We start from the raw sequence: 22,888 nt of genomic DNA on the forward strand, positions 1-22,888 counted from the left end.
GCGTCTTGCCTGAGCGCGCACTAGAGCTTGTAGGCCGTCCGAAATCCGCCCCAGTGCCGGCCCTGCACGCGGATCGGAACATCGATCTCGCGCATCATCACCGTATTTCCGTTGCCCATGTCGCGCGCATAGCTCTGCACCAGATACGAGCGCAGGTTGCGCGCGGCGGCCAACCCCGCCGGATCGTTGAACATCCGCCGGTTGCGGCTGTTGGCTGTGTTCCAGGCGGCATCGCCCGGCCGCTGCGGATGCGAATAGATCTTGTTGTGCACCGGCAGGAAGCCGTTGCGATCGACCATGGCGCAGAACGCCAAGCGCGGGTCCTTTGCCAGAGACGCTTCCTGGAACGACGGCAGCGCGCGGTCGGCCCAGTCCAGATATCGGGTGCGGTACTGCTGCGGATTGGTTCCGGCGATTTCGGCATAATCGGTGTCGAAGAGGTCCTCGATCTTCACCTCGCCGCGAGCAACCGCCTGCTCGAAGATTCCGGTCAGCGCGTTGCCCGCTTCCATGGCGCGGGTCACGAACTCCGTGTTCTCTTCGTGGATCGACCAGAGCCTGTCCTCGATCTTCTCGCGGAGCGCGGCATCGGGATTGACGAATTGCGCGCGCGCGCCGGCCTTGGACTGCTCGACCACGCGCAGGCGGCAGGCGCCGACGCCTTCGAGGGTGCCTTCGATCATGGCTTGCGATGCAAGGCGGCCCGCGTCGGCGCCGCCGATCAGCACGCCGTCCATCGCTATCTCGTAGACCGGCAGCACGCCGCGGGCGGTTTCGAGCTTGAGATGGCAGGGCAGCCGTTCGGTCTTGCGGCGGTCGTCGTGCTCGCTTTGGCGCAGCAGCACGGCACAGCGCGATTTCAGTTTCTGTGCGAAGGCGGTCACGGCCTTGCCGGCGCTCGCGACGTTCTCGCCGTGGCTCTCGGCCGCCTTGGTCGCAGCATCGATCTCGGCTGCGCTTTCGCCGACCGAGATGATGAACTGCGACGCGCTTGTCGCATTGCCGGAGACTTCGCTGGTGGCGGCGTTCTGTTCGGCGACCGCGCCGTTGACGGTCTCGAAGACCGGGCGGATGGCCTCGATCGCCTGCGAGATGCGGTGCACCGCATCCGCGGAGCCGGCGGCGTCGCGCTGCAGCGCGTCGATCTTTTTGGTGATCTCCTCTGTCGCGCCCTGGGTCTGCACCGCGAGTGCCTTGACCTCGGTGGCGACGACCGCAAAGCCTCTTCCCGCGGCGCCCGCACGCGCGGCCTCGATGGTCGAGTTGAGCGCGAGCAGCGTCGTCTGCCGCGCGATCTGCGCGATCAGATTGACGACGTTGCCGATGGCGGCCGAGGATTCGCGCAGGCGATCGACGTTGGCGCGGGCTTCCTGCGCCGCGGCGCTGGCCTCGTCCGCGAGCTTGCCGGCCTCGCGAACCTGCGCCCCGATGCCCAGCGCCGACTGGGTGAATTTGTCGGCGGCATGGGCGAAGGTGGAGGCGTTCGATTGCGCGGCATTGGTCCGGCCGGTGAGGGCGTCGGTGCGGTCGCGAATGGCGGCAAGCGTCGTCGCAGTCGCCTCGGCGCCGCCGGCCACCGAATTAGCGGCGCGCTCGAGCTGGCGAATCATGGCGCCCAGCTCGAGTTCCAGCAGTTCCAGGATTTCCTTGGCCGAATCGCTTTCGACGGCCGCGGCAGGCTCGGAATTGGCCACCGGCTGCGCAGCCTGCGGGACCGCCGCAGTTGCAGCCATGTCCGGCAGACGCTTCCGAAATAGTCCGAATGCCATCAGGTCTCTCTTGTCGGGGGACGGTCGGACGCTATTTTCGCAGGCTGGAATGAAATCAGGGTTAACGATGCCTGACATCTAGGCACGGGCCCGTACGGTGTTACCTTAAAGTCGTAGAGCCTCTTTCTTTCCGGGGGGGTGGCGGCCTATAAGGCCGCGCTTCCCACGCTCACCTTGGCGCACGATTCCCCTAGAGAAGATCACGCATGGCCGGACATTCCCAATTCAAGAACATCATGCACCGCAAGGGGCGGCAGGATGCCCAGAAGTCGAAACTGTTCGGCAAGCTGGCGCGGGAAATCACCGTCGCGGCCAAGCTGGGGACGCCCGACCCCAACATGAACCCGCGCCTGCGTGCGGCCATCACGGCGGCGCGCCAGGAGAACATGCCGAAGGACAATATCGAGCGCGCCGTCAAGAAGGCGCTCGGTAATGACGGCGAGAACTATGACGAGATCCGCTACGAGGGTTACGGACCCGGCGGCGTTGCCGTCATCGTCGAGGCGCTGACCGACAACCGCAACCGCGCGGCTTCCGACATCCGCTCCTTCTTCACCAAGTCCGGCGGCAATCTCGGCGAAACCGGCTCGGTGTCCTTCATGTTCGACCGCACCGGCATCGTCGAATACGACCGCAGCGTCGCCTCCGACGATGCGGTGCTGGATGCCGCGATCGAGGCCGGCGCCGACGACGTGATATCGAGCGAAGGCGGCCACGAGATCTACGCCTCGACCGAAGGCTATCGCGACGTCGCCAAGGCGTTGGAAGCCAAGTTCGGCGAGCCGCGCAAGGCCGCGCTGATCTGGAAGCCGCAGAACACGGTCGCGGTCGACGACGAGACCGGCGAGAAGCTGCTCAAGCTGATGGACCTGCTCAACGAGCACGACGACGTCCAGCACGTCTACGCCAATTTCGAGGTGTCGGACGCGCTGCTGGCGAAGATGGGCGGGTAGGGGCCACTTCCCCTGTTACTTCCGTTCTGTTTCTGTTTCCCCCACGGCGGCCAGCCGCTATCACTGGCCCATGACGACGCTCCCGATTCGTGGCCCCGTTCGCATCATCGGCATCGACCCTGGCCTGCGCCGTACCGGCTGGGGCGTGATCGAGGCCGAGGGCAACCGCCTGATCTACGTCGCCTGCGGCTCGGTGGAGCCGCCGGACGATTTGCCGCTGGCGAGCCGGCTGCTCGCGATCCATGAGGGGCTGGCCGCTGTCCTGTCCGGTCACAAGCCGATGGAAGCCGCGGTCGAGCAGACTTTCGTCAACAAGGACGGCGTCGCGACGCTGAAGCTCGGCCAGGCCCGCGGCGTCGCCATGCTCGCGCCCGCGATGTTCGGCATCAGCGTTGCCGAATACGCGCCGAACCAGGTGAAGAAGACGGTGGTCGGCGCCGGCCACGCCGACAAGCAGCAGATCGCGATGATGCTCAAGATCTTGCTGCCCAAGGCCGATCCGCCGTCCGCGGACGCCACCGACGCGCTCGCCATCGCCATCACCCATGCCCATCATCGCCAGAGCACCGCGCTGCGGCTGAAGGTGGCAGGCTTATGATCGGCAAGCTCAAGGGCCTGATCGATTCCTACGGCGAGGATTTCGTCATCCTCGACGTCGGCGGTGTCGGTTATCAGGTGCATTGCTCGACGCGCACGCTGCAGCATCTGCCCTCGCCGGGCGAGGCCGCCGTGCTGTCGATCGAGACCTATGTTCGTGAGGATCAGATCAAACTGTTCGGCTTCCGCAGCGACCAGGAACGCGAATGGTTTCGCCTGCTCCAGACCGTGCAGGGCGTCGGCGCCAAGGTCGCGCTCGCCGTGCTCGGTACGCTGCAGCCGTCCGACCTCGCCAACGCGATCACGTTGCGCGACAAGGCCGCGGTGGCGCGCACGCCCGGTGTCGGCCCCAAGGTCGCGGAGCGCATCGTCACCGAACTGAAGGACAAGGCGCCGGCCTTCGCCAATGTCGATCCGGCGGTCGTGCACCTCGCCGGTGCCGTCGACGACCAGCGCGCGCCGCGACCCGTGGCGGATGCGATCTCAGCGCTGGTCAATCTCGGCTACGGCCAGCCGCAGGCGGCGGCGGCGATCGCATCGGCCGCGCGCAGCGCGGGCGAGAGCGCCGGGACCGCGCAGCTCATCCGGCTGGGCCTGAAGGAGCTGTCGAAGTGAGCGCGGAAATGGTCAATCTCGTAGGGTGGGCAAAGCGAAGCGTGCCCACCATCTATAGAGCGATCAGCGACATGGTGGGCACGGCGCGAAGAGCGCCTTTGCCCACCCTACGATTTTCGGGAGTCCGCTGAGTGAGCGATCCCAAGGCCAACCGCATGGTCACGCCCGAGCGCCGCAGCGACGATGTCGGCGACACCGCGCTGCGCCCGCAATCGCTGTCCGATTTCGTCGGCCAGCAGCAGGCGCGCAAGAATCTGTCCATCTTCATCGAGGCGGCGCGCAAGCGCGGCGAGGCGCTGGATCACGTGTTGTTCGTCGGTCCCCCCGGCCTCGGCAAGACCACGCTGGCGCAGATCGTGGCCAAGGAGCTCGGCGTCGGCTTTCGTGCCACGTCGGGCCCGGTGATCGCCAAGGCCGGCGATCTCGCAGCACTCCTCACCAATCTCGAAGAGCGCGATGTGCTCTTCATCGACGAGATCCATCGCCTCAGCCCTGCGGTGGAAGAAGTGCTCTATCCCGCGATGGAGGATTTCCAGCTCGACCTCATCATCGGCGAGGGCCCGGCGGCGCGCTCGGTGAAGATCGAGCTGTCGAAATTCACCCTCGTCGGCGCCACCACGCGCGCCGGCCTGCTCACCAATCCCTTGCGCGACCGCTTCGGCATTCCGATCCGGTTGAATTTCTACACGATCGAAGAGCTTGAGAGCATCGTCACCCGTGGCGCACGCGTGCTCAACGTCGGCATGAGCGCGGATGGCGCCAACGAGATCGCGCGACGCGCGCGCGGCACGCCACGCATCGCCGGCCGGCTGCTCCGCCGCGTGCGCGATTTTGCCTCGGCGGCCGATGCCGACAGGATCGATCGCAAGATTGCCGATCACGCGCTGAGCGCGCTCGAGGTCGATGCCGCCGGCCTTGATGCGATGGACCGCCGTTACCTCACGACCATCGCACAGAACTATGGCGGCGGCCCGGTCGGCGTCGAGACGATGGCCGCCGCCTTGTCCGAGCCGCGCGACGCGATCGAGGACATCATCGAGCCCTATCTGATCCAGTGTGGCTATCTGCAGCGGACCCCGCGCGGCCGCCTGCTCACCTCGCACGCCTTCCGCCATCTCGGGATAGCCGAGCCCTCGCGCGATGCGGCGGCACAGTTCGGCCTGTTCGGGACCGACGAGAGCGACGACTGATCTACGCAAGTGCAGCCTGCTCGGGCCGTCATGAATTTCCGGTCATCTCGTGCAGAGGGTCTGCACAAACGCACCCCATTTCCGCTCCAATAGGATCGCATCAAGAAGCCGCATCACGATCGGGCTGCCATGATCACGCGCCGTCATTTCTTCCGTTCCATCGGCGGCCTGTCCGCCCTCGGTGTCTCGACCGCGGCCTATGGCGTCGGCGTCGAGCCGATGCTGCGGCTTCGGGTCACCCGCTATCATCCAACCCCGCGGCAATGGCCGGCGGGTTTCCCGCTGAAGATCGCCGTGATCGCCGACGTCCATGCCTGCGATCCCTGGATGTCGCTGGAGCGGATCGAGGCCATCGTCGATCGCACCAATGCGCTCAACGCGGATATCATCGTTCTGCTCGGCGACTATGTCGCGGGCCTGCACCAGGTCACGCGCATCATTCCAGCGAGCGAATGGGCCAAGGTGCTGGCCGGCCTGAAAGCGCCGCTCGGCGTGCATGCCGTCATGGGCAATCATGATTATTGGGCGGACAGGACCGTACAGCAGGCCGGCCACGGGCAGACGGTTGCGCATCGCGCGCTGGAGGCGGCCGGCATTCCCGTCTACGAGAACGACGTCGTGCGGCTCGCCAAGGACGGCCGCGCGTTCTGGCTCGCCGGCCTCGGCGATCAGCTCGCCTTTCTGCCGGCGCGGCGCTTCCGGAGCACGGGGCGCTTCGGCGCCGACGATCTCGACGCGACGCTCGCCAAGGTCACCGACGATGCGCCGATCATCCTGCTCGCGCATGAGCCCAATATCGCGCCGCGCGTGCCCACCCGCGTCGCGTTGCAACTGTCCGGCCACACCCATGGCGGCCAGGTCCGCCTGCTCGGCTGGTCGCCGGCGGTTCCGCCGCAGCACGGCCTCCGGCTCGCCTACGGTCATGTCCGGCTGAAATGCGACGTCATCATCTCCGGCGGCCTCGGTTGCAGCATCATGCCGCTCCGCGTCGGCGTGCCGCCGGAGATCGTCGAGGTGACGCTGGGTCGGGGGCCTTTGATCGTCTAGCCGCGCTTGCGCAGCCGGCCGTTTTTGCGCAAAACGGACTGGTTACCGAAAGCGAAGAGGCTCGTGACGTGACAGCTCATCTCGACGGCGAGATCCGCGACGGCCGCCACCACATGCAGGTCCGCGTCTACTACGAGGACACGGATTTTTCCGGCATCGTCTATCACGCCAACTATTTGCGCTTCATGGAGCGCGGACGGACCAATCATCTGCGGCTGATGGGCGCCGAGCAGCAGGCATTGTTCGAGCAGGCCGAGGCGGAAGACGCAAGCTTCGCCTTCGTGGTGCGTTCGATGCATCTCGATTTCCTCAAGCCTGCCCGGATGGACGATGTGCTCGATGTCGTGACCTGGCCGGTCGCGGTGAAGGGCGCCTCCATCATGCTGGCGCAGGAGGTGCGCCGCGGCGAGGAGGTGTTGGTGAAGGCCGAGGTGCGCGTCGCCTTCATCAGCGGCGGCCGCGCCCAGCCGATCCCGAAATCGATCCGCGCCTTGATGAAGGCTGATCTGATTTCGTGATCGGGCGATAGCGGACGGCCTCTCGACTCCCCCGCGCGCGGCGATAGATTGCACTCCCGCCAACCGATGAGGCCCTCATGTCGCGCCCGCCGCTTCCGCCCTTCACCCGTGAGACCGCCGCGCAGAAGGCGCGTATGGCCGAGGATGCCTGGAATTCGCGCGACCCGGTGCGCGTCTCGCTCGCCTATACCGAGGACAGCCGCTGGCGCAACCGCTCCGAGGTTTTTCAGGGTCGCGAAGCCATCGTCGCGTTCCTCACCCGCAAATGGGAGAAGGAGCACGACTACCGCCTGATCAAGGACCTCTGGGCGTTCGACGATAACCGCATCGCCGTGCGCTTCCAGTACGAATGGCACGATGCGAGCGGCCAGTGGTACCGCTCCTACGGCAACGAGCAGTGGGAGTTCGACGAGCACGGCCTGATGCGGCGGCGCGAGGCTTCGATCAACGACGTGGTGATCGCGGATAAGGACCGGCGGTTTCACTGGCCGGCACCGGGGCCGAGGCCGGCGGATGTGGCGGGGCTGGGAACGGACCCTTTCTGAGCCGAGAAACAACTGTCACCCCTCATTGGTGAGGAGCCGCGAAGCGGCGTCTCAAACCATGCAGGCCCCGTTGCTGCAGCGGGGCCTCTATCCTTCGAGACGCGCGCAAATGGCGCGCTCCTCAGGATGTGGGGATGGATTTGCGTGCCAGAAATCTCGTAATCGCCCCCCCGAGCTTCGCGTGGTCCATCGGCTCCGCCAGTGACTCCCTCGCGGTGGCGACGACCGCGTCCGGCGCCTTGCCGTCGCGCAGCTCGCAGCACACTTGCGCAAACCCCAAGTCGAACTCCGGGTGCGGCTGCAGGGTGAGCGTCGCGCCGTTGGCGTAGAGCAGGCCGGCATGCGGGGTGAAGTCGGACGAGAGGATGGTCAGCGCATCGTTCGGCGGCTCGATCACCTGGTCCTGATGCGAGCAGGCGATGGCGACCGCTTCGCCGTCGACGACGCCGTTGTCCGGCAGCACCTGATAGACGTGCCGGCCGATGCCCCAGCCCTTCTCCGATTTGCGCACGGTGCCGCCGAGCGCCTGCGCGATCAGCTGATGGCCGAAGCAGATGCCGACCATCGGTGTCCTGCTGGCGTAGGCCGTGCGCACGAATTCTTCCAGCGGCGCGATCCAGTCGAGCCCGTCATAGACGCCGGCAGCCGCGCCGGTGATCAGCACCGCCTCCAAATTGCGCGGATCCGGAAGCGCATCGCCGTTCGGGATGCTGACGATCTCGACCGTGGCTGTCGGATCCTCGGCGCGGACCATGCGCTCGAACATGTCCGGGAATGAACCGTGGCGCTCGCGATATTTTTGTGGGACCTGCCCGGTCTCGATGATGGTGATGCGTGCCATGTGCCCTCCGGTAAAGGTCAAGCTCAGTCGCTTCCTGCCCCATGTTGCTGGTGTGGCGCTGTGGGCTCCAGCAGCGCACTCTCTTTCCGGACCTCGTTGATAAACGCCTTGGCCAGGCGCGACAGCGGCTCTGCTTCCGACCATAGCATATAGGCCACCGCGTGCGTCGTCGGCGCGAACGGCCGCACGACGAGGCCGGTCCCGCCGTTCTGCCGCGGCGAGAAGGGATCGACCACCGCGGCGCCGACGCCGGCGGCGGCGAGCACGCAGGCCGTGTTGCAGTAGCGCACCTCGACGGTCGGCCGGAACGGCGCGCCGGCACGGGCGAAACTGTCACGCACGGCCTCGCCGAGCCGTGTGCCGCGCTCGAGCCCGATGAAGGGCAGGCCGGACAAGTCGGCGGCCGAGATCACCGGCCGGTCGGCGAGCGGGTGCTGCGGCGGCAGCACGCACACCATCTCGCCGGTGTGCACCACCTCATGGGCGATGCCTGGATGATGTGTCAGCCCGAGCGCGAAGCCGAGCTCGGCGACGCGGTTGAGCACGCCTTCGATGATCCCCTCATAGCGCCGCACGTCGAAGAACACCCGTGTCTCTGGGCGGCGGCGCAGGAAACCTGACAGCGCCGAGGGGATGATGCTGTAGGCGAGCGGCGGCGTCGCGACCAGCGCGAGATGCCCGGAGCGGTTCTCGCGCAGATCGCGCACGCGGCTCTCGAGCTTTGCGTGCAGCGCGAAGATCGCCTCGCTCTCCTTGTAGAGCGCCATCGCTTCCGTGGTCGGAAACAGCCGGTTGTTGACGCGTTCGAACAGTGCAAAACCTGCCTGCGCCTCCATCGTCTTCAGCGCGTTGCTCACGGCAGGCTGCGACAACGCCAGTTCGTCGGCGGCCGCAACCGTGGTGCGGTGGCGGATGACGGCGCGGAGAATCTCGAGCTGGCGCAGGTTCATATCACTGCCGATTATACTCTGGGCCAAAACATCATAGCAGAACGAATTGATTTTGCAGCCCCGCTTCCGCGTAATGGCAGCGGATTTGCACGTCGCATCAAAGGGTTCATTCGCCCATTGAGGCGCCACTGCGCACAGATTGGAGGCAATCTTGGTTCGTGTCCTTCGCGCCGCCGCCGCACAGATGGGGCCGACGCAAAAAGCCGATACGCGCGAGCACACGCTGTCGCGGATGCTTGCGCTGCTGGAGGAGGCGGCCGGCCGCGGCGCCAGCCTCGTGGTGTTTCCCGAGCTTGCCTTCACCACGTTCTTTCCGCGCTGGTTGCTCGAAGGCGAGGCGCTCGACCATTATTTCGAACGCGGCATGCCGAACCCGAACGTCGCCGCCTTGTTCGACCGTGCGCGTGCGCTGCGCGTCGGCTTCTATGTCGGCTATGCCGAACTGACGCCGGATGGGCGCCGCTACAATTGCGCCGTCCTGGTCGATCGCGACGGCGAGCTGCTCGGCCGTTATCGCAAGGTGCACCTGCCGGGCTCGGTCGAGCCGCGGCAAGGTGCGCGCTACCAGCAGCTCGAGAAACGCTATTTCGACTATGGCGATCTCGGCTTTCCGGCCTTCCGCGCCGGCTCGGCCTGGGCCCACGCCATCATGGGCATGATGATCTGCAACGATCGCCGCTGGCCGGAATCCTGGCGCGTGCTTGGCCTGCAGGGCGTCGAGCTCGTCTGCATCGGCTACAATTCGGCGGCCTATGATCCCAATGGCGGCAGCACGGAAGATGCCTCCTTGCGCACCTTCCACTCCACGCTGGTGACGCAGGCCAACGCCTACATGAACGCGACCTGGGCGATCTCGGTGGCGAAGGCGGGCGAGGAGGACGGCTCCGGGCTGATCGGCGGCTCCTGCATCGTCGATCCCAATGGCCGCATCGTCGCGCAGGCCGCAACGCTGACTGACGAGGTGATCGTCGCCGACATCGATCTCGACCTCTGCCGCCAGGGCAAGGACAAGATGTTCAACTTCGCCGCGCACCGGCGGCCGGAGCAATACAGGGTGATCACCGAACGCGCCGGCGTCATCGAGCCCGCGGTTCTCGACGCAGACTGACAGGACGTTCCAACAACGTTGGCAAAGGAGCCGATATGACGCGCCTCTCGTATTTCCTCGGCATCGCAGCGCTGGCGGCCGCGACGTCCGCGCAGGCGGCGGAGCTTCCGGCCGAGATCAAGCAAGCGGGCGCGTTGAAGCTCACGGTCAACTCCACTTACGCGCCGATGGAATACCGCGATCCCGCGACCAATGAGCTCGTCGGGCTCGACGTCGATCTGGCAAACGAACTGGCCAAGCGCCTCGGCGTGAAGATCGTCTGGAGCGAGACGCCGTTCGCGGAATTGATCCCGTCGCTTCAGACCAAGCGCGCCGATTTCATCATCTCCGGCATCTCCGATCGCGCCTCGCGGCGCGAGACCGCGGATTTCGTCGATTATCTCGGGACCGGCCCGCAGTTCTTCGTCATGGCGGAGAACGAAGCCAAGGCTGCGACCGATCTCTGCGGCAAGAAGGTTGGGACCACCCGCAGCACCAGCTTCCCGGTCGAGATCGAGAAGTGGAGCAAGCAGAATTGCGAGCCGGCCGGCAGGCCAGCGATCCAGTACGTGCCGGGCGAGAACTCGATCGACGTCCGCAACCAGCTCAAGCAGGGCCGCATCGACGCCGCCGTACAGGGCAGCGAGACGCTGCCTTATGCGCAGACGCAGGAACCCGGCAAATACCGTGTGATCGGCGAGCCCTTTGCCAAAGGATATCAGGGCATCATGTTCCGCAAGGACGATGCGGTGCTTCGCGAGGTGGTGACCGAGAAGCTCGCGGCGATGATCGCCGACGGTTCCTACAAGGCTGTCCTCGACAAATGGGGTCTCGGCGCCAATGCGGTCGTGCAGCCCATGCTGAACGCGGCGTCGCAATGAAGACGGCACCGGCACTCGCGGAGGGTTTTCCCGACCTGTCGGGGATGCGGATCGCGCGCGAGCCGCACTGGTTTCGCTGGCTCAGCGCCGCGCTGATCGTTCTTGTACTTGCATTGATCGTGCGCGCGTTTGCGGCCGGCCAGATCGAATGGTCCTATGTCAGCCGCTTCCTTACGGCAAAGGTCATTCTCGAAGGCATCGTCAACACCATGGTGATGGCGGTGCTGGCGATGGCGCTCGGCATCTTCCTCGGCGTCGTCATCGCGATCATGCGGCTTTCGCCCAACCCGGTGCTGAAGACCGTTGCCGCAGGCTACACCTGGTTGTTCCGCGGCACGCCGCTGATCCTGCAGCTGCTGCTGTGGTTTAATCTCGCGCTGGTGTTTCCGACCATCGGCATTCCCGGCCTGTGGAGCGCGCGCGCCGTCGACGTCATGACGCCGTTCCTCGCCGCGCTGCTCGGGCTCGGCATCAACCAGGGCGCCTATACGTCGGAAGTGATGCGCGCCGGCATGCTGTCGGTCGATATCGGGCAATATGAGGCCGCGCAGGCGATCGGCATGGGACGCTTGCGTGCGCTGCGGCGGATCGTCCTGCCGCAGGCGATGCGGGTCGTGATCCCGCCGCTTGGCAATGAGTTCATCGGCATGGTGAAGGCGACCTCGCTCGCCAGCGTCATCCAGTATCCGGAACTGCTGCACAACGCGGAAAACATCTACTACGCCAATTCGCGCGTGATCGAGCTCCTGATCGTGGCCGGGCTCTGGTACCTGCTCGTCGTCTCGGTCCTGACGCCGCTCCAAATGCTGCTCGAACACCGTTTTGCGCGCGGCACATTGCGGCTCGCGCGATGACAAAACCCCTCGTCGCGATCCGCTCCGTCAGCAAGAGTTTTGGAGAGTTTCAGGCTCTCAAGAATGTCTCGCTCGACATCCGGCCCCGCGAGGTGATGTGCCTGATCGGCGCCTCCGGCTCCGGCAAGACCACGCTGCTCCGCTGCATCAACCAGCTCGCCGCGATCGACAGCGGCGGCATCTGGCTCGACGGCGAGCTCCTGGGCGTGCGCGAGCAGGGCGAATGGCTCCATCGGCTCAGCGAGCGCGAAATCGGGCGGCAGCGGTTGAAGACCGGCATGGTGTTCCAGCGCTTCAATTTGTTTCCGCACAAGACCGCGCTCGAAAACATCACCGAAGGTCCGCTCCAGGTTCAGGGTCGAAAATCCGACGAGGTGCGTGCGGAGGCGATCGAGCTGCTGCGGCGTGTCGGATTGTCGGCCAAAGCGGACTGGTATCCCGCCCAGCTCTCCGGCGGCCAGCAGCAGCGCGTCGCGATTGCCCGCGCGCTTGCCATGAAGCCGATGCTGATGCTGTTCGACGAGCCGACCAGCGCGCTCGATCCCGAGCTCGTCGGCGAGGTCTTGGCGGTCATGAAGGAGCTGGCGCGGAGCGGCATGACCATGATGGTCGTGACGCACGAACTCGGCTTCGCGCGCGAGGTCGCCGACCGCGTCGTCTACATGGACCAGGGCGCGATCATCGAACAGGGGCGCGCATCCGATGTCTTGGGCGCGCCCCGCGAGGAGCGTACCAGGGCATTTTTGTCGGCAGTGATCTGAATGGGGGCGTATCGATGAAGAGAATTCTGGTTACGGCGGCACTCGTTGGCGCCATGAGCGCTCGGGTCATGGCAGTCGAGCTGCCGGCGGAGATCGCCAAGCGCGGCAGCATCAAGGTCGCGCTGGTGCCGAACTATCCGCCGATGGAGTTCCGAGATCCCGCCACCAACGCGTTGTCCGGCTTCGACATCGATCTCGGCGAGGCCATCGGCCGCAAGCTCGGCGTCAAGATCGAATGGCAGGAGACCAGCTTTGCCGAGTTCATGCCGTCGATCTCGACCGGGCGGGTGGACGCCATCCTGTCCGGCTTCACCGACTATGCCAGCCGGCACGAGATCGCGTCCTTCGTCGATTATCTGCGCAGCGGCCCGCAGTTCTTCGTGCAGCAGTCGCGCAAGGCGGAGTTCAAGGACGCAGCCGCGCTCTGTGGCAAGAAGGTCGGCGCCAGCCGCCGCACCATGTTCCCGGCGCAGATCGCGGCTTGGAGCGAGAAGAATTGCGGCACCAATCCGGTCCAGTTCGTCGGGACCGACGGCTCGGCCGATGCCCGCACCCAGCTCAGGCAGGGCCGCATCGATGCCGCCGCCCAAGGCAACGAGACGCTGCCCTACATCATGGACCTCGAGCCCGGCACCTATGCGACTGTGGGCGAGCCCATCGCGCAGCAATTCACCGGCATCGCTCTGCCGGTCAAGGAAAAGGCGCTGCAGCAAACCATGCTGGAGGCAGTCGACGCGCTGATCGCGGACGGCACTTATCGTACGCTGCTTGCCAAGTGGAAACTGACCGACAACGCACTCGAAAAGGCGACCCTCAATGCTGGACAGTAAGGCACTCCAGAGCATCCCGCTCACCCCAGCCAACACCGCGGATCCTGCGCCGGAATACCCCTGGCCGAGGCCGTACAATTCGGCGATGTTCCTGTCGTTCGACGTGGACGCGGAGAGCGCCTGGACCAGCAAGGACGCGGTGCACGCGCAGCGGCTCATCACCATGAGCTATGGCGGCTATGAGGCGCGCGTCGGCACGCCGAAACTGCTGGAGCTGCTCGATCAGCTCGATCTCAAGGCGACCTTCTTCGTCACGGGATGGTCGGTCGACGCGCATCCGGCGATGGCCGAGTCCATTCTCAAGGCCGGTCACGAGATCGGCCACCATGGTTATCACCATCTCCTTCCCGATCCCGGCGATCCCTGGATCGAGGAGGAGCTCGAGCGCGGTTTCGAGGCACTCAAGCGCCGGCTTGGCGTCAGGCCGACCGGCTACCGCGCGCCCTACGGCGAATTCACCGAGGAGCTGCGGGTGGCGTTGGTGCGCCACGGCATCGTCTACACCTCCTCGTTTCGCGACGACGTGCGGCCCTATCGGCATCGTCTCGCAGACGGCAAGCCGGGCACGATCGAGCTGCCGGTGACCGCAAGCTATGACGACTGGATGCACGGTCTGTCCGCGCGCTTCAGTCCGCGCTCGATTTTTCCCAAGGAGCATGTGCTTTCGATCTGGAGGGACGAGCTCGACGAAACCAGAGACTGGGGCGCGATGGTGACGACCGTGCTGCATCCGCAATGCAGCGGCCGCCCGATGCGGCTGCGCCTGCTGCGTGAGTTTCTCACTTACGCAAAGTCGTGCCCGGATGTCTGGATCACGACCGGCGAGAAGATCGCGGCCAACTTCCTGCGCCACGAGGCCGGAAAAAGTTGAGCCACGCCATGACCCGCATCCTCGTCATCAATCCCAACTCCTCCGCATCGGTGACCGCGGCGATCGATGAGGCCGTCGCGCCGCTGCGCATCGCCGGCGGCCCCGCAATCGAGGTCTTCGGCCTTGCCGAGGGGCCGCCGGGCATCAGCTCGCAACGCGACGCCGACAGCGTTGTGATGCCGCTGGTCAACCGTGTGTCGCGCGACGATGCGGATGCCTTCGTGCTCGCCTGCTTCAGTGATCCCGGCCTGCATGCGGTGCGCGAGGCGGCCGGCGGGCGCCCGGTGATGGGTATCGCCGAGTGCGGTATCTTTCGCGCACTGATGCTGGGCGAGCGCTTCGGAATCATCGCGCTGTCGCCCTCGAGCATCCGCCGCCAGCAGCGGATGGTGCGGCTGATGGGCGTCGACAGCCGCTACGCCGGAAGCTGGTCGGTCGGCGCGAGCGCGGCGGAGACGGCAGGCGCGGACATCCGGGGACGGTTGATTGAAGCCGGCCGCGCGCTGGTCTCGCAATGCCGCGCCGATGTCGTGGTGATGGGCTGCGCCGGCATGGCCTCGCATCGGGCGGCGATCGCGGATGCCATCGGCGTTCCCGTGGTCGAGCCGGCGCAGCAGGCGGTGGCCGCTGCGATCGGCGCGGTCTTGCTGAACACGTAAGATCCTTCAGGAGCCTCTTGCAATGCCCGTCTCCCGCCGTTCGCTCCTCAAGGCCGCAGCCGCTGTACCGGCGCTGTCATTCCCGGGCATCCTGCGCGCGGAATCCCAGACCACGCTGCGCTTCATTCCTGTCATCGACCTCGCCTTCGTCGACCCCATCTATTCCACGGCGCAGGTGTCGCGAAACCATGGCTTCATGGTCTACGACACGCTCTACGGCATGAGCTCTTCGCTCCAGGTCTCGCCGCAGATGCTGTCGGGCCATGTCGTCTCCGGCGACGGGCTGCAATGGGACCTCAGCTTGCGCGATGGCCTGTTCTGGCACGACGGCGAGCGCGTGCTTGCCCGCGACTGCGTCGCGAGCATCCGCCGCTGGGCCGCGCGCGACGGCTTTGGCGGTGAGCTGATGGAGGCGACGGGCGAACTGTGGGCCACTGACGACCGCACCATCCGCTTCCGCCTCAAGCGTCCGTTTCCGCTGTTGCCGCAGGCGCTGGGCAAGGCCGCGATCAACGCGTGCTTCATGATGCCGGAGCGGCTGGCGAGCCAGGATCCGTTCAAGCCGCTGACCGAAGTGATCGGCAGCGGCCCGTTTCGCTATCTCGCCGACGAGCGCGTGCAGGGCGCGCGCAACGCGTATGCCAGGTTCGAGCGCTATCAGCCGCGCAGCGACGGCAAGCCGGATTGGACCGCGGGTCCGAAGATCGTGCATTACGATCGGGTGGTCTGGACCACCACGCCCGATGCCGGCACCGGCGTCGCCGCGCTGCAGACCGGCGAGCAGGACTGGCAGGAGACCACGCCGCACGACCTGCTGCCGATCATCAAGGCGGCCGGCGACATCGAGACGCGCATCCTCGATCCCCGCGGCTATGCCTGCATGCTGCGCCTCAATCACCTACAGCCGCCGTTCGACAACCCTGCCGTTCGCCGCGCGCTCCTGGGGGCGATCGATCAATCCGCCTTCATGACAGCGGTCGCCGGTACCGATCCGAACTTCCAGGTCTCCCCGATCGGCTATTTCGCGCCGAATACGCCGATGGCCAGCGAGGTCGGCCTCGATGTCTTCCGCGGCCCGCGTGACTACGCCAAGGTGAAGGCCGATCTCAAGGCCGCGGGGTATAATGGCGAGAAGATCGTGGTGCTCGTGCCCACCAACTCACTGGCGCAGAAGCCGCTTGGCGAGATCGCCGTCGACTCCTTGCGCAAGGCCGGCATGAACGTCGAATATGCCGGGCTCGATTTCGCCGTGGTGCTGCAACGCCAGCTCAAGAAGGATCCGCTTCCGCAGGGCGGCTGGAGCGCGGCGGTCGGCAACTGGCAGGGCATCGATTGGCTCAATCCGGCCGGCAACACCAACATCCGTGGCGAGGGCAAGGTCGCCGGCTGGTATGCGAGCGAGAAGATGGGAGCCTTGCGCAGCCAGTGGCTCGCGGCCTCCGAGCTCGCGGAACAGCAGCGCATCTGCCGCGAGATCCAGGCGGTGGCGTTTCAGGAAATCCCCTATATTCCGATCGGCCGGTACAAGCAGCCGACCGCCTATCGCAAAGCTATCACCGGCATTCTCGACGGCACCGCCGTCTTCTGGAACGTACGCCCCGCATGAGCACCTCAGCAATTTTCGGCAGCTATGTGCTGTCTCGCAAGAACGGCGCGCAGGACGTGTTGCGCGACCATTGGGTTCTGGTTGAGGGCAAGACGATCGCCGCGGTCACGCGCGACAAGCCGCACGCGGACGAGGTGCATGACCGTCCCGGCCGTTTCGTTCTGCCGGGCCTGTTGAACCTGCACAATCACTGCTTCTCGGAAGCGGTGGCGCGCAGCCACACCGAGGACGGCAATGGCCGCAAGAACAACCAGAGCATCGTCTACACGGTGCTCTTGCCGCTGACCAAGCGCGGTGCAGATATCTTGTCGGCGGAAGAGCGCATGGCGGTCGCGCGGCTCGGCATCCTCCAACTCCTGAAGGGCGGCGCCACCACGGTGATGGAGCCGTTCCGGAACTCGATCCCGGAGATGTTCGACGCCGCCGAAGAGATGGGCATCCGCTTCTATGGCGCGCCCTATCTGTTCTCGACGTCGGACGCCAAGGCCGGCCCCGACGGCGTGGTGCACTATTCCGGCGATGACGGCACAGCCGACATGGCGACCTGGGATGCACTCTACCAGCGCTGGAACAATCGCGGCGACGGTCGCATCGGCCTTGCGATGAGTCCGCATGCCACCGACACCTGCGGGCCCGATCTCTTGAAGGCCTGTGCCGCGCGGGCGCGCGAGCTTGGCGTGCCCATCACGACGCATATGGCGCAGAGCCGTGCCGAGGTCGAAACCATTGGTAAGCGCTATGGCGGCCGCACGCCGGCGCAATATCTCGACTGGCTCGGCCTGCTGGCGCCCGATCTGATGGCGGCGCACTGCATGTTTAGCACCGACGACGATCTCAAGCTGATGGCCGCGCGCGGCATGACGGTTCTCAACTGCCCGCGCGTATTCGCCCGCGCCGGCGTCACCGCCGCGTTCAGCCGGTTTGCGGAACACGGCGTTCGCACCGTGGTCGGCACCGACGGCTACAACATGGACCTGCTCGGCGAGCTCAATGCGGCGTCGCTGATCTCCAAGATCACTTCGGCGCGGGCTGACGTCGCGAACGCGCCCGAATTGATCGAGGCGAACACGGCAATCGCCGCCGATGTCATCAAGCGGCCCGATCTCGGCCGGATCGAGCCGGGCGCGACCGCCGACCTCACCATCGTCGATCTCACCCATCCGCATCTTCAGCCGCTGTTCGACCCGCGACGCGCACTGATCGCGCTCGCGAATCGCGCCAATATCGATCAGGTCATGGTCGACGGCCGCATGCTGGTCGATGCCGGCCGCTATCTCGGCGCTGACGAGGCGGCGATCACGGCGGCGGGGACTGCTGCGATCGGCAAGATCTGGGACCTGCCGGAGGCGCAGGCGGCGTTCAACGGCTGAGAGCTCCCTCGTCGAATTCGGCGAGCGACTTGCGCATGGTCTCGACCAGATCCAGCGCCACCGGCGAGGGGCTGCGCTGCGCCGGAAACACGGCGGAGAATTCGAAGTCGATGCGCGGCAGGAAGCGGCGGACGACGACGCCGCGCGTGGAAAATTCCTGCGCGGTGAAGGGATCGCAGATCGCGACCCCGAGCCCCGACGACACCATGCCGCACATGATCTCCGAGAGCGTGGTCTCGACCCTGAGCACGCGGCGGACATCGTGGCGATGGAAGACCTGATCGACGAGGTGGCGGCTCGACGAGCCCGCCGACAGCGAAATGAAAGTCTCGCCCTCGAAATCGCGGGGCTCCAGCACTTCCTTTTCCGCGAGGCGGTGACCGGTGGGCAGTACAGCCACACGCGCCGGCGCCGGCAGCTTCTGGCTCGGCAAGCCCGAATGCGCGATCGGCACCTCGGCAAAGCCGACGTCGCATTGGTTGTTCAGCACCCAGTCAACCACGATCGGCGAGATCACGCCGAAGAAAGCGAGGTTGAGGTTGGGCCGCTCCTTCAGGAAGTGCCCGGTGAGCCGCGGCAAATAGCCATTCGACAGTGCTGGAAGTGCCGCGATCCGCAGCGAGCCGGTGCGGCGGCCCCGGATTTCCTCGGCTGCCGCCGTGATCCGTTCAAGGCCGACGAAGGAGCGCTCGACTTCGGTGTAGAGCGCCATGGCCGCAGCGGTCGGCACGAGGCCGGTGCCGCGCCGTTCGAACAGCTCCATCTTCAGCAACGCCTGGAGGTCGCGCAGCAACCGGGAGACCGCCGGCTGCGTCACTTTCATCAGCGCCGCCGCCTCAGTCACGCTGCCGGTCAGCATCGTGGCCCGGAAGGCTTCCACCTGCCGCGAATTGATGCGCGCCATCTTGAATTCCATTCATAACATTTAGGCATACAGAGGGTGCCATTATTCATTGGACGACGGAAGCCGGAGTTTGCGATCTTTTTCATCAGAGCTGGAGACGGCCCGCTTTTTCGGCAGATCGGAGGGGTTCGAACCTCCGGATCGCGCCAAAACCAGCCGCGCAGGGGCCGGAGCCCTGTCGGGGAGGGATTTGCGCGGAAGGAAATGCGGAAGGTTCAGCCAACGAGACTCGTCGGCACGTCACCTCATCCCGGTATGGAGATCGGACCACATGAAGACTTTTCGCCTTCTGACAGCGGTCAGCATCGCGGCGCTCGTCGCCGCCTCGTCGGTCGCCACGGCCCAGCAGAAAACGCTCTACGTCGCCGGTTATGGTGGCTCGTTTGAGAAGACTATTCGTGACGAGGTGATCCCGACCTTCGAGAAGGAGAACGGCGTCAAGGTAGAGTACGTCGCCGGCAACTCCACCGACACGCTGGCAAAGCTCCAGGCGCAGAAGGGCAATCAGCAGATCGACGTCGCCATCGTCGACGACGGCCCAATGTACCAGGCGATCCAGCTCGGCTTCTGCGGCAAGCTCGAGGGACTGCCGGCCGATCTCTACGACACCGCGCGCTTCAAGGATGATCGTGCGGTCGCGATCGGCATCGTCGCCACCGGTCTGATGTACAACACCAAGGTGTTTGCCGAAAAAGGCTGGGCGCCGCCGACATCGTGGAACGATCTCAAGGACACGAAATACGCCAAGCAGCTCGTGATCCCGCCGATCAACAACACTTATGGCCTCGAAGCGCTGGTGATGCTGTCGAAGATGAATGGCGGCGGCGAGACCAATGTCGATTCCGGCTTCAAGATCTTCAAGGAGCAGATCAATCCGAACGTGCTCGCCTACGAGCCGTCGCCGGGCAAGATGACCGAGCTGTTTCAGTCCGGCCAGGCTGTAATCGCGGTGTGGGGCACCGGCCGCGTGCAGAGCTTTGCCAATACCGGCTTCCCCGTCGACTTCGTCTACCCGAAGGAAGGCGCCGCGACGCTGCTGACCACCGCCTGTCCGATCACCAAGCCGAACGCCTCGCCGCTTGCGTCCAGCTTCGTCAAGATGCTGCTCGAACCCAAGATCCAGCTCGTGATGCTGAAGGACTACGGCTACGGCCCGGTGCTGAAATCGCTGGTGATCCCGCCCGAGCTCGGCAAGATGGCGCCGATCGGCGAACGTGCGGCAAAGCTCTATAATCCGGACTGGACTGTCATCAACGAGAAGCGTGAGGAATGGACCAAGCGCTGGAATCGCGAGGTCGAACGCTGATCGTTCGCGGCGGAGACAGCGTCATGGCTTATCTCGAGCTCGATCGGGTCGCAAAACAGTTCGGCGCGCAGACTGTCGTCGACGACTTCAGTCTCGCGGTGGGGAAGGGGGAGTTTGTCTCCTTCCTCGGTCCCTCCGGCTGCGGCAAGACAACGACCCTGCAAATGATTGCGGGCTTCCTCGATCCCAGCCGCGGCGCGATCCGGCTGGAAGGCAAGGACCTGACCGCGATCCATCCGGCCAAACGCGGGCTTGGCATCGTGTTCCAGAGCTACGCGCTGTTTCCGCACATGACCGCGGCCGAGAATGTCGCGTTTGGCCTCGAGATGCGCAATGTGCCGCGCGGCGAACGGACCGAGCGCGTCCGCGCCGCGCTCGCGATGGTCGGGCTTGCCGGCTACGAGGATCGCCATCCGCGCCGCATGTCCGGCGGCCAGCAGCAGCGCGTGGCGCTGGCGCGCGCGCTGGTGATCAAGCCGAGCGTATTGCTGCTCGACGAGCCGCTATCCAATCTCGACGCCAAGCTGCGCGAGGAGATGCAGATCGAGCTGCGCCAGATCCAGCGCACCATCGGCACCACCACGATCCTCGTCACCCACGACCAGAACGAGGCGATGTCGCTGTCCGACCGCATCGTGGTGATGAGCCAGGGCCGGATCGAGCAGATCGGCACGCCGCAGGAGACCTATGAGAAGCCGGCCTCGGCCTTCGTCTCGCAGTTTTTGGGCAAGACTAACGACTTTGCCGCGACGATCGATCGGACCAGTGCGCCTGCGCGACTGATCGCCGGCTCGTGGAGCGCGCCTGCGCCTGCCGGGCGCAGCGGTCCCGTCACCATCAGCATTCGCCCCGAGCGGATCGACTTTGGCGACGCAGGCCTCAGCGCAAAGATCGTCACGCGCATCTTCCAAGGCAATCACTGGCTGTTCCAGTGCGACAGCGAATGTGGCCCGGCGACCGTAATCCGCCAGAATGACGGCCGGTCGCAACCGGTCGAAGGCGAGGCAGTTCACCTCACTTGGCGGCCGGAGGACATGGGCCTGAGAGGCGTCGCATGAGCGCTTCCGCCGAGGAACGAAACGCACGCATGCCCTGGGCGCTGACCGCGCCCGCTTTGATGCTGTTCTTCGGCGTGCTCCTGATTCCGCTGGCAATGACCGTGATGCTGTCGTTCCATGATTGGGGCCAGTACAAGGGCATCGAGCCGGTCTTCATCCTCAAGAACTGGCACGAGATCGTTACCGATCCCTATTACGCCGAGATGTTCGGGCGGACGTTTCGCATCGCGATCCTGACCACGCTGCTCACCGCGCTGCTCGGTGCGCCCGAAGCCTACATCCTCAACCGCATGGGCGGACGCTGGAAGAGCGTTTTCCTGCTGGTCATCCTGGGGCCGCTGTTGATTTCCGTGGTGGCGCGCACGCTCGGCTGGGCGCTGCTGTTCGGCGGCAATAACGGCCTCGTCAACAAGCTCTTGATGTCGGTCGGGTTGATCCGCGCGCCTATCCCCTTCATGTTCACCGAGACCGGAATGGTTATCGCGCTTGCGCATGTGATGATGCCATTCATGGTGCTGTCGGTGTGGGCGGCGCTGCAGCGTCTCGATCCGCAGATCGAGAATGCCGCGATGTCGCTCGGCGCCGGCCCTGTGACCATCATCCGCCGCATCATCATGCCGCAGATCATGCCGGGCGTGCTGTCGGGGGCGATCATCGTGTTTTCGCTCTCGGCCAGTGCGTTTGCGACGCCCGCCATCATTGGCGGCCGCCGACTCAAGGTCGCGGCGACGCTCGCCTATGACGAATTCCTCAACACGCTGAACTGGCCGCTGGGTGCGGCGGTCGCCACGCTGCTGCTGGCCGCGCTGGTCTTGATCGTCGTCGGCAGCAACGCACTGATCGAGCGCCGTTACGCGGAGGTGTTCCGATGAGCCGGAATGGCCCGCTGGCGCTGATCTTCCACACCATCTTCGTCATCGTCATGGTGGCGCCGATCCTCGTCGTCTGCCTCGTCGCGTTCACGCCTGAAGGCTTCTTGTCGCTGCCGACAAACGGTTTTTCGCTGCGCTGGTTCAGGGCGATCGCCAACTATCCCGAATTCGTCCATGCTTTCTGGGTCAGTCTTGGCCTCGGCGCACTGTCCTCCTTCGTGGCGCTGCTGTTCGCAGTGCCTGCGGCGCTCGCGATCGCGCGCTATCGGTTCCGCGGCCGAGACGCATTGGCGGCACTGTTCCTGTCGCCGCTCATGATCCCGCATGTCGTGCTCGGCATCGCATTCCTGCGCTTCTTCACCTCGGCTGGCCTCGGCGGCAGCTTTGCCGCGCTGATCATCGCGCATGTCATCATCGTGTTTCCGTTCGCGCTGCGGCTGACGTTGGCGGCGGCGACCGGCATGGACCTTTCGGTCGAGATGGCGGCGATCTCGCTCGGCGCCGACGGCTGGACGCTGTTCCGCCGCGTGACCTTGCCGCTGATCCTGCCCGGCGTCATCAGCGGCTGGGCGCTCGCCTTCATCCAGTCCTTCGACGATCTCACCATGACCGTCTTCCTCGCGGCACCCGGCACCGAAACACTGCCGGTGCGCATGTTTCTGTACATCCAGGACAACATCGATCCGCTGGTGACGTCGGTTTCGGCCTGCGTGATCGCGATCACCATGACCGCCCTCATTCTGCTCGACCGCTTCTACGGGCTCGACCGCGTGCTCGCCGGCAAGGGCGATACAGGGCGATAGG

General features: G+C 65.5%; 24 protein-coding genes. 20 read left to right on the plus strand and 4 right to left on the minus strand.

Annotation, left to right across the window (positions count from 1 at the left end; genetic code table 11):
- Window positions 1-20 precede the first annotated feature (20 nt).
- The gene (locus tag IVB40_RS03990) at window positions 21-1,769 is read right to left on the minus strand and encodes a methyl-accepting chemotaxis protein (RefSeq protein ID WP_247818141.1); all 1,749 of its coding nucleotides are present in this window, start codon (window positions 1,767-1,769) and stop codon (window positions 21-23) included.
- A gap of 206 nt (window positions 1,770-1,975) precedes the next feature.
- On the opposite strand from IVB40_RS03990, the gene IVB40_RS03995 reads away from it, so the two are divergent.
- The 7 genes from IVB40_RS03995 (at window position 1,976) to IVB40_RS04025 (ending at window position 7,234) form a co-directional block, all read left to right on the plus strand.
- Window positions 1,976-2,722: a YebC/PmpR family DNA-binding transcriptional regulator gene (locus IVB40_RS03995; RefSeq protein WP_027515523.1), complete on the plus strand. Its 747-nt coding sequence runs from the start codon at window positions 1,976-1,978 to the stop codon at window positions 2,720-2,722.
- Window positions 2,723-2,792: 70 nt separating this feature from the next.
- On the plus strand, window positions 2,793-3,320 hold the full coding sequence (gene ruvC, locus IVB40_RS04000; RefSeq protein WP_247818142.1) for a crossover junction endodeoxyribonuclease RuvC: 528 nt from the start codon (window positions 2,793-2,795) through the stop codon (window positions 3,318-3,320).
- Window positions 3,317-3,934, plus strand: a complete 618-nt coding sequence (gene ruvA / locus IVB40_RS04005; protein ID WP_247818143.1) for a Holliday junction branch migration protein RuvA — start codon at window positions 3,317-3,319, stop codon at window positions 3,932-3,934. The genes ruvC and ruvA overlap by 4 nt, the downstream gene beginning before the upstream one ends.
- Window positions 3,935-4,089: 155 nt before the next feature.
- Window positions 4,090-5,124: a Holliday junction branch migration DNA helicase RuvB gene (ruvB, locus tag IVB40_RS04010; RefSeq protein ID WP_197031222.1), complete on the plus strand. Its 1,035-nt coding sequence runs from the start codon at window positions 4,090-4,092 to the stop codon at window positions 5,122-5,124.
- Between the two features lie 129 nt (window positions 5,125-5,253).
- Window positions 5,254-6,171, plus strand: coding sequence for a metallophosphoesterase (locus IVB40_RS04015; RefSeq protein WP_247818144.1), 918 nt, complete (start codon window positions 5,254-5,256; stop codon window positions 6,169-6,171).
- A 113-nt stretch (window positions 6,172-6,284) separates the two neighbouring features.
- Window positions 6,285-6,689, plus strand: coding sequence for a tol-pal system-associated acyl-CoA thioesterase (ybgC, locus tag IVB40_RS04020; RefSeq protein ID WP_247432859.1), 405 nt, complete (start codon window positions 6,285-6,287; stop codon window positions 6,687-6,689).
- A gap of 77 nt (window positions 6,690-6,766) precedes the next feature.
- On the plus strand, window positions 6,767-7,234 hold the full coding sequence (locus IVB40_RS04025; RefSeq protein ID WP_247287521.1) for a nuclear transport factor 2 family protein: 468 nt from the start codon (window positions 6,767-6,769) through the stop codon (window positions 7,232-7,234).
- A gap of 121 nt (window positions 7,235-7,355) precedes the next feature.
- Here IVB40_RS04025 and IVB40_RS04030 read toward each other — a convergent pair whose 3' ends face one another.
- Both IVB40_RS04030 and IVB40_RS04035 read right to left on the minus strand, forming a co-directional pair.
- The gene (locus IVB40_RS04030; RefSeq protein ID WP_247818145.1) at window positions 7,356-8,075 is read right to left on the minus strand and encodes a type 1 glutamine amidotransferase; all 720 of its coding nucleotides are present in this window, start codon (window positions 8,073-8,075) and stop codon (window positions 7,356-7,358) included.
- Window positions 8,076-8,098: 23 nt separating this feature from the next.
- Complete coding sequence (locus IVB40_RS04035) at window positions 8,099-9,025, minus strand: LysR family transcriptional regulator (RefSeq protein ID WP_247818146.1); 927 nt, start codon at window positions 9,023-9,025, stop codon at window positions 8,099-8,101.
- A 151-nt stretch (window positions 9,026-9,176) separates the two neighbouring features.
- Here IVB40_RS04035 and IVB40_RS04040 point away from each other — a divergent pair, with 151 nt between their 5' ends.
- From IVB40_RS04040 to IVB40_RS04080, 9 genes are read left to right on the plus strand one after another with little or no spacing between them, the layout of a single operon-like run.
- Window positions 9,177-10,133, plus strand: coding sequence for an N-carbamoyl-D-amino-acid hydrolase (locus IVB40_RS04040; protein ID WP_081747991.1), 957 nt, complete (start codon window positions 9,177-9,179; stop codon window positions 10,131-10,133).
- A gap of 35 nt (window positions 10,134-10,168) precedes the next feature.
- Window positions 10,169-10,993, plus strand: a complete 825-nt coding sequence (locus IVB40_RS04045; RefSeq protein WP_247358218.1) for an ABC transporter substrate-binding protein — start codon at window positions 10,169-10,171, stop codon at window positions 10,991-10,993.
- Window positions 10,990-11,847, plus strand: coding sequence for an amino acid ABC transporter permease (locus tag IVB40_RS04050; RefSeq protein WP_247818147.1), 858 nt, complete (start codon window positions 10,990-10,992; stop codon window positions 11,845-11,847). Before IVB40_RS04045 ends, IVB40_RS04050 begins: the two co-directional genes overlap by 4 nt.
- Window positions 11,844-12,608: an amino acid ABC transporter ATP-binding protein gene (locus tag IVB40_RS04055; RefSeq protein WP_247818148.1), complete on the plus strand. Its 765-nt coding sequence runs from the start codon at window positions 11,844-11,846 to the stop codon at window positions 12,606-12,608. The genes IVB40_RS04050 and IVB40_RS04055 overlap by 4 nt, the downstream gene beginning before the upstream one ends.
- A gap of 14 nt (window positions 12,609-12,622) precedes the next feature.
- Window positions 12,623-13,438, plus strand: a complete 816-nt coding sequence (locus IVB40_RS04060; RefSeq protein WP_247818149.1) for an ABC transporter substrate-binding protein — start codon at window positions 12,623-12,625, stop codon at window positions 13,436-13,438.
- Window positions 13,425-14,309 (plus strand): polysaccharide deacetylase, encoded by an 885-nt coding sequence (locus IVB40_RS04065; RefSeq protein ID WP_247818150.1) that lies wholly within the window; start codon window positions 13,425-13,427, stop codon window positions 14,307-14,309. Before IVB40_RS04060 ends, IVB40_RS04065 begins: the two co-directional genes overlap by 14 nt.
- Before the next feature lie 8 nt (window positions 14,310-14,317).
- Window positions 14,318-14,968, plus strand: coding sequence for an aspartate/glutamate racemase family protein (locus tag IVB40_RS04070; protein ID WP_247818151.1), 651 nt, complete (start codon window positions 14,318-14,320; stop codon window positions 14,966-14,968).
- A gap of 22 nt (window positions 14,969-14,990) precedes the next feature.
- Window positions 14,991-16,574, plus strand: a complete 1,584-nt coding sequence (locus tag IVB40_RS04075) for an ABC transporter substrate-binding protein (protein WP_247818152.1) — start codon at window positions 14,991-14,993, stop codon at window positions 16,572-16,574.
- Window positions 16,571-17,944: an amidohydrolase family protein gene (locus IVB40_RS04080; protein WP_247818153.1), complete on the plus strand. Its 1,374-nt coding sequence runs from the start codon at window positions 16,571-16,573 to the stop codon at window positions 17,942-17,944. The genes IVB40_RS04075 and IVB40_RS04080 overlap by 4 nt, the downstream gene beginning before the upstream one ends.
- On the opposite strand, the gene IVB40_RS04085 is transcribed toward IVB40_RS04080, so the two are convergent.
- Window positions 17,934-18,848, minus strand: a complete 915-nt coding sequence (locus IVB40_RS04085) for a LysR substrate-binding domain-containing protein (RefSeq protein WP_027570296.1) — start codon at window positions 18,846-18,848, stop codon at window positions 17,934-17,936. The two genes, IVB40_RS04080 and IVB40_RS04085, sit on opposite strands and share 11 nt — an antisense overlap.
- Before the next feature lie 271 nt (window positions 18,849-19,119).
- On the opposite strand from IVB40_RS04085, the gene IVB40_RS04090 reads away from it, so the two are divergent.
- The 4 genes from IVB40_RS04090 to IVB40_RS04105 are packed head-to-tail and all read left to right on the plus strand — an operon-like array spanning window position 19,120 to window position 22,887.
- Window positions 19,120-20,154 carry an ABC transporter substrate-binding protein gene (locus tag IVB40_RS04090; RefSeq protein ID WP_247465160.1) on the plus strand — a complete coding sequence of 345 codons (1,035 nt, stop codon included), beginning with the start codon at window positions 19,120-19,122 and terminating at the stop codon, window positions 20,152-20,154.
- A 23-nt stretch (window positions 20,155-20,177) separates the two neighbouring features.
- Window positions 20,178-21,212 (plus strand): ABC transporter ATP-binding protein, encoded by a 1,035-nt coding sequence (locus tag IVB40_RS04095; RefSeq protein ID WP_247818154.1) that lies wholly within the window; start codon window positions 20,178-20,180, stop codon window positions 21,210-21,212.
- A complete protein-coding gene (locus tag IVB40_RS04100) occupies window positions 21,209-22,084 on the plus strand; it encodes an ABC transporter permease (protein WP_247818155.1) in 876 nt (291 codons plus the stop codon). Before IVB40_RS04095 ends, IVB40_RS04100 begins: the two co-directional genes overlap by 4 nt.
- Window positions 22,081-22,887: an ABC transporter permease gene (locus tag IVB40_RS04105; protein WP_247287541.1), complete on the plus strand. Its 807-nt coding sequence runs from the start codon at window positions 22,081-22,083 to the stop codon at window positions 22,885-22,887. The genes IVB40_RS04100 and IVB40_RS04105 overlap by 4 nt, the downstream gene beginning before the upstream one ends.
- Window position 22,888 lies beyond the last annotated feature (1 nt).

This window comes from Bradyrhizobium sp. 40 (genome assembly GCF_023100925.1).
Classification (GTDB): domain Bacteria; phylum Pseudomonadota; class Alphaproteobacteria; order Rhizobiales; family Xanthobacteraceae; genus Bradyrhizobium.